The sequence below is a fragment of the Gordonia rhizosphera NBRC 16068 genome (genome assembly GCF_000298195.1).
Lineage (GTDB): Bacteria > Actinomycetota > Actinomycetes > Mycobacteriales > Mycobacteriaceae > Gordonia > Gordonia rhizosphera.
Genome location: NZ_BAHC01000170.1, coordinates 1 through 10,732 on the forward strand (window position 1 = coordinate 1; position 10,732 = coordinate 10,732).

The window sequence follows — 10,732 nt, forward strand, 5'->3', positions numbered from 1 at the left end:
CAAGATCGTGCCGATGATCCCGGCGAGCGTCAAATACCACCGACGCAACAACGTTCCAATCACATCTTGCATGGTCTCCCCATAGCCGCCGCGCACCGCCGTAACGTGTAGTTTGTCACGCGTAGTTCGTCGCCGTGGGCGAATGGATCGTTACCTCGTCTTCGGGCCGACACTGGCGAATCCCGTGGCAATTCAGGCTGACGCAAGACGATGCACTTCACACAGTTGCGGATCCATCTCCTGTATACTTGCGGCACCCTGAAGGGAAATTCAATCCCATGACCGTACTGGATTTCGCTGCCGCAGTCGTTCGACGATGGCTTGTAGTCGCTCTGGGGGTGTCACTGACAGTCGCTGCTCTCCTGTTCGTCAATACGCGCCCCCCCACATACGCATCGCAGGCCGACGTGACACTGCTCCCACCGGTCAGCGGCCGCTACCCGAACTCGTTTACCGACAGCGGCGCCAACGTGATGTACGCAGCCGGTCTGCTTGAGCGCACAGTGAACAAGGACCATCGGGTTACGGCCACGAGTTCCACCACAATCGGCCTCGTCGACATCGGGATTCGCAACGGATGGATGATTCGTTTCCCGAACTACGGCGGCCAATGGGCCTACTACTTCAGGTGGCCCACGCTCGACGTTCAGGCGGTATCCCCCTCCGAGGAAGGAGCTCGCGCTGCAATGCGCGAGACGCTGAACAAGGTCCAGCAGACGCTGCTCGACATGCAGTACGACTACCGCGTCGCGCCGTACAACAGAATCAATCTGCGAATGTCCCCGCCTGACGTCGAGGTAACGGCCAGCACCGGCAACACTCGCCGTGCAAGTGTGGTGACGTTGCTGCTCGGCATCGGACTGACGGGCGCAGCGGTCGTGGAATCCGACAGGTGGCTGCGGCGGCGCAGAGAACGTCGCGACGAAAAGAAATCGAAAGCAGAAACCGCTCCCGCTGAGGATGCGCTAGTCTGAACGGAATTCCGCCATGCACAAGGTTCTGGTGGTATACGGCACGCGCCCTGAGGCCATCAAAATGGCCCCCGTCGTCTCCGCGCTGTCACGCTCGGAGTACCTCATCCCGATCGTGGCCATCACCGGACAACACCGCCAGATGCTCGACCAGGTGAACAAGCTCTTCGAGATCACCCCAAGCCATGATCTCGACATCATCACGCCGAGACAACGCCTGGAGGACATCACGTCCAAGGCACTCGTCGGCGTATGCGACATCATCGATGCAGAGGCTCCGGATGCCGTCCTGGTCCAGGGCGACACCACCACCTGCTTCGCCGCGTCACTCGCCGCGTTCTATCGCAAGGTCCCGCTCTTCCACCTGGAGGCCGGCCTGCGGACGGGAGAACGGTACAACCCGTTCCCCGAGGAGATCAACCGCCGGCTGACGTCGCAGTTGACCTCCCTGCATCTGGCCCCTACGCCGACGTCACGCGCGAATCTGCTTGCCGAGCGGGTTGATCCATCGTCCGTCGTCGTCACCGGAAACACCGTGATCGATGCTCTGCGTGAAGTCGTGGCGCGTGATCTGCCGGTCAATGACACAGGCGCGGCACGTGCTTTCGGTGGCCGCATGGTGCTGGTGACCGCCCACCGCCGAGAATCCTGGGGTGAACCGATGGCGCAGACGGCACGCGCCCTGGCGCGGCTTGCGGAGAAGTTCCCCGATGTGAAGTTTCTGGTCCCAGCGCATCTCAACCCGATCGTGCGCGAGGTTCTGCTACCTCCCATCGTCGGGTTCGACAACGTCGTCATCACCGATCCCCTGTTTTACGACGACTTCTCGCGCGCCATCGCCGAATGCACGCTGGTGCTGACGGACAGCGGAGGCGTGCAGGAGGAGGCACCCAGCCTGGGTAAACCGGTGCTCGTCATGCGCGAGACAACCGAACGACCCGAGGCGGTGCAGGCGGGCACCGTACGACTCGTCGGAACTGACGAGCAGACGATCGTCGACTCCGTCAGCGAACTTCTCACCGACGAGAACGCATACGCAGAGATGGCTCGTGCAGTGAACCCTTACGGTGACGGACATGCTGCCCGACGCGCCGTCGCGAGCATGGAGCACTTCTTCGGGTTCGGCCCCGGACCCGAAGAGTTTTCTCCAGCGGCCGCGGCGGCCCTCGACTGACACCCTCCGGGCACACCGGATCTGGGAACATCAGCGCCAGATGCCCCGGATGTCGTAGACGACCTTCCCGGACAATCGACACCGCGACATCGACTTGAACTGGTCGTGGTCGACCAAGAGCACCACGATGTCGGCCTTTTCGACCGCATCGTTCGGCCGCGTCATCCGCACATTCGCCGCGCCCTCCAGAGTCGCGGGGAGCGTTGGCACAAAGGGATCGGCGACCAGGATCTCCACCTCCGGTAGACCTTTGGCGATGCGTTCGACGACGTCGAGGGCCGGACTTTCGCGTACGTCGTCGACGTTCGCCTTGAAGGTCAACCCCAGGCAGGCGATCGTCGGCTCCCGGAACCGCACACTTTTCTCGATGATCTGGTGCGCGACGATGTCGGGTCGCCCGTCATTGATCTCCCGAGCGGTACGTATCAAACGCGACAACTGCGGTGAAGCACCCACGATGAACCACGGATCCACCGCGATGCAATGTCCTCCGACACCGGGCCCGGGGGTGAGGATGCTGACCCGCGGGTGATGGTTGGCGAGTCTGATGATCTCCCAGACGTCGAGTTTCAAGTCGTCACTGACCGTGGCCAGTTCGTTTGCAAATGCGATGTTCACGTCGCGGTAGGCATTCTCGACCAGCTTTGCCATCTCGGCGCTCGCCGCATCCGTGAGCAGAATTTCTCCCTGGCAGAACACACGATAGATCGCGGCGGCGCGATCGGCGCATTCACGGGTGATCCCGCCGACGACACGATCGTTGGTGACCATCTCGATCATGATCCGGCCCGGCAGAACCCGTTCTGGGCAGTGCGCGACATGTACATCGGGCAGCCCGTCTCCGACGTGTGGGAGTGTGAGGTCGGGACGCAGCTCGGCGATCCATCGACTCAGGCTCTCCGTGGTTCCAGGCGGCGATGTCGACTCGAGGACCACGATCTCACCGCCCCGCAGCTTGGGCGCGACATGCTCGGCCGCCATTCGCACGCACGACAGGTCGGCGCTGTGGTCGGCGTTGAACGGGGTCGGTACCGCAATGATGTACGCGTCGGCGTGTGGAACCTCGGACGCCACGGTCAGCTTGCCCATCGCCACCGAACCCGAAAGGCCAGCTGCGAGATCGGGTTCCACGAATGGAACCTTTCCATGTGCAACGGCATCGAGCCGGTTCTGATCGACGTCGATGCCGATGACGTCGACGCCCCGGGTCGCGAGCGCAACTGCCGTCGGGAGACCGATGTATCCGAGGCCGATCACGGCGACGGTGCCTTCGAAGGTGTGCACGGCTGCCTCTTTTCTGACGGGATCAGGTGGTCGGTTCATGGGTAGGCCGGGAGTACGCCCGTCGTGGACGCACCCGTTCGCGGGCCAGCATCAGCACAAATAGCGTGTTGGTTGTCAGGTAACGCCGCCACATGCGCCGCGGTTCCTGCAGGAGGCGGTAGGCCCACTCGAGTCCGTGCGTCTGCCACCACACCGGCGCCCGTTTTGTCTTTCCGGCCATCACGTCGAAGGATCCCCCGACCCCGTGCAACACCGGTACCTGCATGAGATCGGCCCACTGAGCCAGGAACATCTCTTTGCGTGGCGAGGGCATGCCGAGGAAGAGCATGTCCGGCTTCACATCACGAATATCCGTAGCGATCGTCGCCTGCTCGTCGGAATCGAAGTAGCCATCTCGGCTACCCACGATCCGCACGCTCGGATACCGTTCGGCGAGAACGGACTCGAGTTGCCGCAGTACATCGGCACGCGCGCCGAGCAGATAGACCGAATTGCCGTCACGATCCGCAGCTGCCAGCAGCGCCTCGAAAAGGTCAATCCCCGTCACTCGTTCCGGTAGCGGCTGGCCCAGAATCCGGCTCGCCCACACAACCGCCTGTCCGTCGGCGATCGCGATATCGCTGCGCAACAAGGCTTCCCGCAGCAAAACGTCCTTCTGGACGTTGACGGCTTTCGCCGCATTCACCACACCAATCAGGACCGGCTTGCGCGACGCTATCGCGTCGCGGCATCGGTCGACGGCCTGCGCCAAGGTCAGTGCGTCGATTCGGAGACCGAATATCTCCGAAACTGCCGGCGATGTCTCTGTCATGGTCATCTGGTGAATCCGTCCTGTCGGTCTCGGTGCGCGATCGGCGGTGATGACCATGCGTACAAGCACCAGCCGAGTTCGTAGGGCCGGCACTCGTGGTCGACGTGTGTCGGCGGCAGTAGGTGATCCAGCCCGGGGAGACGGACGGCTGGATGAATGGCGGTGGTCACCGCGGACATGCTCCGGGCCAGCTTTCGCGGTTCACGACGACCGATCTTGCGCCACACGACGTTGTGGTCGTTCGAAACAAGCTCGTCGCCGGTCTCCGGATGGGTGAAGATCCAACCGATCCCGCGTGCGATCGACTCCGTGTGGTTGTGGCCACCGGCCTCGACGAGATCGAACAGCACCATGGGTGCCATTGCGTGCTGGTGGACGCTGTACACGGGATACTTCTCGACGACGGAGGTGCCGCGGGCGTCGTAGTGCCACCACCATTGGCCGGCGTCGCCCTGGAGTTCACAGATCCGGTCGGCGCACGCATTCGCGGCATCCAACTCGTCCCCATCGATCACCCGCGACGCCCGCGCCAGTGCTTGAATCGGGTACACCTGGTCGGCGAATGAGCCGACATGCGCGCGCAGCCGGGACTGTGCGCCGGCGGGGACGGTGTGCGGGAACAAACCACCTCGCCCCTGCGCGCTCTGCAATAGCCGGCACCAGTCGGCGATCAATCGGCAACGGTCTTCGAGGGACACTGCGGCAACCGCGGCGGTTATCGACCACGACAGGACCACGGTGTCCACCGGACCCTCGGCAATGGCCCGGGACAGCCGGTCGAACAGTGCCTCGTTTGTTTCGCCGAGCACCTCTGCTGCTGCCCATGCCGCCAGGGCGACCGCGCCGAGGTCTTCGGACTGCGCAACTCGGACGATCAACGCCCGGATCAGTTCCTCCGCGGTCGAGCCTTGGAGTATGGCGTGCTGTTGTTCGATCTCAAGCGTCGCCAGCCCGAGGGCCGCCATCGCGGTGTACCGAGGGTTCTCACCCTCCAACCGAGGTACCGCCGCGGAGTCGATCAGTCGCGCCGTCTGCGCGAAGCTGGTGCCGTTTGGCAGGAGCATCGACGAGAGCCCGCGCGGGGCAAGCGCGAGCAGTGATTCGATGGCGCGCCGCGACTCGGCATCGAGGCGATCCAGTCGAGCGCTGCTGCTCGCGTCGACGTTCGGGGTTTCCGGCACACTGAGCTCGAAACCCGTGATTGGCGTGTGTGCACTCATCAGACAGTCACCGATCGGCCGGTCCACGTCCGCCAAAGCTGTACCCGCACAGAGTTATCACGACTTCCTAGCGAATTCTCCCGCGTCGTATACCGTGGGGTGATGTCCATCAGCCTCAGCGTCGTCGTTCCCTCGCGCAATGCGGCCGCGACGCTGGACTCCGTCCTCGACGCGCTCAAGAGGCAGTCGGTGACTCCTCGCGAGATCATCGTGGTGGACGACGCGTCGACCGACGACACCGCAGCGATCGCCGGCCGATATGACGTCCGGGTGGTCACTACCGACCATGTCGGATACGCGGGCGGCGCAAGGAACCGCGGATGGGACGAGGCGACGTCACAGTATGTGTGCTTCGTGGATGCAGATGCCTGCCCGGACGAGAATTTCGTCGCCGGGGTCGAGCGCGCGGTCAGTGATTTCCCGAAAAGCGTGATCGGCTGTGCGCGCCGGTTTTCTCCGGGTTCCGCGTGGTCGTGGGTTGCGCATCTGCAGTGCGAGACTCCGTATTTGGAAATCGGCATCCCCCGTGACGCGCCGTTCGTGTCGTCGTTTTGCATGGTTGTTCCTGCCGATCTACCGGTGCGCTGGGACGAAAGCTACGGGGGCGAGGACATGGTGTTCTCGGCCGACGTCCTCGCCGCCGGCTACCGGCTGATCTTCGACCCGCGGTTTCACGCCTCGCATGTGAAGCTCCGCGAAACGTACGCCGATCTGCGGCGACAGCAGCGGCGCCAGGCGTACGGACAGGCCAGGGGTGCATACCTCGTCGAGATCGGACGTGCACGCAAGGTTCTCGCCCGCGTACCCCTGCACTACTTCGTGTTGGCGCGACTCCCAGTGATCTACCGACGCCTGGGCGACTTTCCTGAACTCCGAGCGGGATTCTGGTCGCATCTGGGCCATTTGATCGTCGGTGAGTGGATGCTGGGAATCAGCGCGTGGCGCTACGCTCTTCGCCGCCCACCCGTCCGCGGTCACCACGGGCCCGATACCCGGTAGATCAGTACGCCCCATCGCCGCTCATCACCGCCTTGATCGTCCGCCACAGGATCACCAGATCCTGCATGATCGACCAGTTCTCCACGTAGGACAGGTCGAGCCGCACGGACTCCTCCCACGACAGGTCGGACCTTCCGGAGACCTGCCACAAGCCGGTCATACCCGGCTTCACCAACATCCGGCGCGCAACACGGCCGTCGTAGCGCTTGACCTCTTCGGGGAGCGGAGGTCGCGGACCGACCAGGCTCATCGTTCCAGTGAGCACATTGAACAGTTGAGGGAGTTCATCGATGCTGTAGCGACGGATGAAGTGGCCGACGCGCGTGATCCTCGGATCCTCACGGATCTTGAACAGCACGCCGGCACCCTCGTTCTGATGGCTCAGGTCGCCCTTACGAGCCTCGGCGTCAGCCACCATCGACCGGAACTTCCACATCCGGAAAGCGCTGTTACCCAACCCCATACGCGTCGCGCGGTAGAAGACGGGCCCCGGCGAGTCGATCTTGATGGCAACCGCGACAGCCAGGAGCACGGGCGCGATCAGGACCAGTATCGCGGCGGCCCCCACCCGGTCGACGAAGGCCTTGCGGAATCGGTTTGCCCCCTCGTAGCGGGGCTTGTCGATGTAGAGAAGGGGGAGTCCGGCGACGGGGCGGACCATGATGCGAGGACCTGCCACGTCGGTGACACCCGGCGCGACCATCATCTGAACGTCCATGCCCTGAAGGTCCCAGGAGAGCTCCTGCATGGCGGCATGGCCTAGGGCGCCCGCCGAGGTCACGGCCACGGTCGTGGCTCTCGACGCCGAAACCGCAAGGGCGACGTCATCGAAGTCACCGTACACAGGGATTTTCTCCCCATCGCCTGATCGAAGGCGCGCTTCTGTGGCAGCGCTGCGCTTGGGCAGGCAGGCACCAATGACATCGAATCCCAGCGCCGGCGAGCCCCTCAACCGGTCGACCATATGGGCCACTGATCCCGGTTCGCCGACGACGAGTACACGCTCGAGGTTCTTCCCACGATGACGCTGACGAACGAGGTGTCGCCGCCACGACCACCGCGACGCCAAGAGCCCGAGCGTGCCGAGCGGAAGCGCCAGGGCGAAGTATCCCCGTGACACCTCGAGACGAAACGCGAGAACGAGAATCGCGAGGAGCCCGAACACGGAGAAGCAGGCAGTCACGACCCGGCTGTATTCCTGTGGCCCGGCGCCGATGATTCGGTGATCCAAGGTCTGATAGACGCGGAGCGCCACCAACCATGCAGCGATCAGGAGCAGTGAGACAACGAGCACCGGCGGGCCACCGACGCCGCCAAAGTGGTCGGGTTCCCCACTGCTACCGAAGCGGATCCATTGGGCGAGGAACACCGCCGAGATGACCATCGCCGCATCGGTCCATGCGGCCATCGTCAGGTATCGCTCCAGCCACGATGACGGTGAGCTCTGCTCGACGAGGCGCACGGACGGGCGTGGCAGCCGCACCGAGCCCAGACCAGCACGCGACGCACCCGAACCGGATGGGCGTTGCTGCGTGGTCACTGGCCCCCCAAGGCATCGGAGTTGCGGCAGGGTGGCCGTGCGATCGAGGTGTGGTGACGGACGCAACCTCAACGCAACGGTCGCTCACTAATCTAAAGGCCGAAATTACAAGCTACAATCACGCAAACATGGACAAATGACAGGAATTCCTTGATGAATGATGGCGGTAGGACGCGAAACGACCTCGACCTGCGCCGATTACGGATGTTCGTGACCGTGGCCGACTCACCGAGTCTGCGAGTGGCGGCCGACGACCTCTACATCACGCAACAGGCCGTGTCGTCAGCGATCAAGGAGCTCGAGCGCAACTTGGGGGTTGAGCTTTTCTCGCGATCGCGTCGAAGTCTCACGTTGACCGCGGCGGGCGAAGCCCTGTACCACGGAGCCCTGCCACTTCTCGCCGGTGGTGATCAGTTGACCGCAAAGATGCGGCTCATGGGAACCGACCGCCCCATCCCTTTTGTCATCGGACACACGCCGGATCTGGCGCCGTCGGAGGTCTTCACGATCATCGAGCCGGTGGTGTTGAGCGATCCCGCGGTTCCGATCACGGTGCGTCCGGTTTTCGCCGACCGGATACACGGAGAATTGCTGCACGGCGAGATTGACCTCGCGTTGCGACGCGGCGTCCAGTCTCCACCCGGTCTGGCTGGAACCGTTGCCGCACACCACCAACTCCACCTGGCCGTGCGCACCGACCACCCGCTCGCGCAGCACGACCGGATCACGCTGAGAGATCTGGCAGAGCACGACATCGTGATGTCCGAGGCGGAGGAGGACACCGAATACACGCAGATCCTCATCTCGACGTGCCAGGGCGCCGGATTCGAGCCTCGGGTCGTCCCGTCGACATTGCGTGGGACTCCGCCCCACACCGGCGTAATCACCCATCCCGATGCGTGCGTTTTCGTCACGAACGAGCCCGGGTGGATCTACGGCCACCGGATCAGAGTGATCGAGTTCGACGACCCCCCGATCGCGCCCGTGCAAGCGCTATGGCTACCGCACACCTCATCCGAGATCAGAAGAAGCATTCTGGACTCGGTCGTATTATGACCCGGCGGCGCCAACCCGCCCGACTGCGACAGGTCCGCCCCGGTCCCCCACAATGGGCTTCATGCTCGTGTCCGGACCGAGAGCGCGCACCCGCCGTCGTCGGCTGCTCTTCCTCGCCGGCTCCGTGGTTCTGGTATGCGCGATCACCTTCGCCGGCGTCGGCTACCAACTCTTCTACCGCGAGCACCAGGACCCTCTGGTACCCGCGGATGCCATCGTGGTGCTCGGCGGCGAGCATGACGGCCGCGAGGACTATGGATTGCGCCTGGCCGCCGCGGGGTATGCGGACACTGTGGTCATCTCCAATCCCTATATCAATGACGACTACAACCGAGGTGGCCGGGCTCTCATGGAGCGCGTCTGCAATGCTGGCACGCCCGAGATCGAGGTGATCTGCTTCGACCCTGACCCGTCGACAACCCGCGGCGAGGCGATGTTCGTCCAGCGACTCGCCGCGGAGCGCGGGTGGAAGTCGGTGATCGTGATCAGCTGGCGCTATCACCTGGTGCGGGCACGCTTCATCTTCGGGCAGTGCTTCGACGGTGACGTCATTATGCGCAGTGTCCCTCGCGACTACGGCCGGTCTCCCATTTTCTGGTCCTACCAGTTCGCCTATCAGTACGGCGGCCTGGCCAAGGCCGTCATCCTCGGCTGCGATTGATCGATCCCTGAGGAGCGAGCTCGCGAGCGTCTCGAAGGGTCACGCCGGCGCGGCGAACACCACCTCGGGAGGATCCGGTCGCCCGAAGTAGTGACCCTGCGCGTAATCGAACCCGAGTTCGATGAGGACCGGCAGGACCTCCGGACATTCCACCCCTTCGGCGACGGTGTCGATCCCGGTCGTGTGCGCGAGATCGCAGATGGCACGCACGACCGCGAAGTCAGCCTCATCCGACTTCATCTGCCGGATCAGACCACCGTCGACCTTGAGGACGTCGATGGGCAGATCCTTGACATACCGCAGGGCCGAATAGCCTGCGCCGAGATCGTCCACGCAGATCCGGCACCCCAACTCGTGCAGCCCCTCGACGGTCCGCGCCGAATCGCTGTCGAGGCTGATGATCTGGTTCTCACGGACCTCCACCCATACCCGGTCCGGCTGCACGCCGGCGGCGTCGATCTCGTGGCGAAACAGGGAGACCACGCCCGGGTCGAGGAGTTGCCGTTCCGAGAGGTTCACCGCGACGAACCCGGTCGCACCGATCGTGCGGTTGATCCCGGTCGCCAGGTCTCGGATCGCCGAGGCAATCACTCGGCGCCCGATCGGCAGAATCAGCGACGTCTCCTCGATCTCCTCCATGAACTCGGCGGCGGACTTGATGCCGTCCGCCGAATACCATCGCAGCAGCGCCTCAAAGCCCACGACGGTGTGGGCGTCCAGCTCGACGATCGGCTGGTAGTGCAGTCGAAAGTCGGTGTCGGCGGACTGCACTAGGCGTCGGAATCGGTCCATGGCCTGGCGTCCACGAGAGATCAGCGCGTCATCGGCGACGACCATTGGAAGGTCGCGCGTGATGGCGTCCGACAGCGCGGTCTCGGCGCACTGCTCGAGTTCTCCGGTTGACGTCGCTCCTCGCAGGTCATCCGCGACGGCGAGTCCGACACACACATCGAGAAAGTAGTCCCGGCCGCGGTCCGAGACCGGCAAGGTACCACTCGCACCGGCAGCCACCCGGA

At 63.9% G+C, this 10,732-nt stretch carries 10 protein-coding genes; 5 read left to right on the plus strand and 5 right to left on the minus strand.

Annotated elements, in window-relative coordinates; genetic code table 11:
* The first annotated feature begins 278 nt into the window (after window positions 1–278).
* Together GORHZ_RS21030 and wecB are read left to right on the plus strand one after the other, a co-directional pair.
* Entirely contained in the window at window positions 279–974 is a 696-nt protein-coding gene (locus GORHZ_RS21030; protein WP_006336608.1) for a hypothetical protein, read from the plus strand.
* Window positions 975–987: 13 nt separating this feature from the next.
* Window positions 988–2,145: a non-hydrolyzing UDP-N-acetylglucosamine 2-epimerase gene (gene wecB, locus GORHZ_RS21035; RefSeq protein ID WP_006336609.1), complete on the plus strand. Its 1,158-nt coding sequence runs from the start codon at window positions 988–990 to the stop codon at window positions 2,143–2,145.
* Window positions 2,146–2,175: 30 nt separating this feature from the next.
* Here the strand turns inward: wecB and wecC are convergent, their stop codons facing one another.
* From wecC to GORHZ_RS21050, 3 genes are read right to left on the minus strand one after another with little or no spacing between them, the layout of a single operon-like run.
* Complete coding sequence (gene wecC, locus GORHZ_RS21040) at window positions 2,176–3,429, minus strand: UDP-N-acetyl-D-mannosamine dehydrogenase (RefSeq protein ID WP_006336611.1); 1,254 nt, start codon at window positions 3,427–3,429, stop codon at window positions 2,176–2,178.
* 22 nt (window positions 3,430–3,451) lie between these two features.
* Entirely contained in the window at window positions 3,452–4,297 is an 846-nt protein-coding gene (locus tag GORHZ_RS21045; RefSeq protein WP_435944345.1) for a WecB/TagA/CpsF family glycosyltransferase, read from the minus strand.
* Window positions 4,243–5,460, minus strand: a complete 1,218-nt coding sequence (locus tag GORHZ_RS21050) for a hypothetical protein (protein WP_006336613.1) — start codon at window positions 5,458–5,460, stop codon at window positions 4,243–4,245. The genes GORHZ_RS21045 and GORHZ_RS21050 overlap by 55 nt, the downstream gene beginning before the upstream one ends.
* A 102-nt stretch (window positions 5,461–5,562) precedes the next feature.
* Between GORHZ_RS21050 and GORHZ_RS29660 the strand changes: the two genes are divergently transcribed.
* Window positions 5,563–6,459, plus strand: coding sequence for a glycosyltransferase family 2 protein (locus GORHZ_RS29660; protein ID WP_006336622.1), 897 nt, complete (start codon window positions 5,563–5,565; stop codon window positions 6,457–6,459).
* Window position 6,460: 1 nt separating this feature from the next.
* Here the strand turns inward: GORHZ_RS29660 and GORHZ_RS21060 are convergent, their stop codons facing one another.
* The gene (locus GORHZ_RS21060; RefSeq protein WP_006336624.1) at window positions 6,461–7,867 is read right to left on the minus strand and encodes a sugar transferase; all 1,407 of its coding nucleotides are present in this window, start codon (window positions 7,865–7,867) and stop codon (window positions 6,461–6,463) included.
* A 336-nt stretch (window positions 7,868–8,203) separates the two neighbouring features.
* On the opposite strand from GORHZ_RS21060, the gene GORHZ_RS21065 reads away from it, so the two are divergent.
* Window positions 8,204–9,055, plus strand: a complete 852-nt coding sequence (locus GORHZ_RS21065) for a LysR family transcriptional regulator (RefSeq protein ID WP_085948726.1) — start codon at window positions 8,204–8,206, stop codon at window positions 9,053–9,055.
* 52 nt (window positions 9,056–9,107) lie between these two features.
* A complete protein-coding gene (locus GORHZ_RS21070; protein ID WP_006336628.1) occupies window positions 9,108–9,716 on the plus strand; it encodes a YdcF family protein in 609 nt (202 codons plus the stop codon).
* 39 nt (window positions 9,717–9,755) lie between these two features.
* Here the strand turns inward: GORHZ_RS21070 and GORHZ_RS21075 are convergent.
* The coding region (locus tag GORHZ_RS21075; protein ID WP_006336629.1) for an EAL domain-containing protein at window positions 9,756–10,732 on the minus strand (977 nt) is incomplete at its 5' end.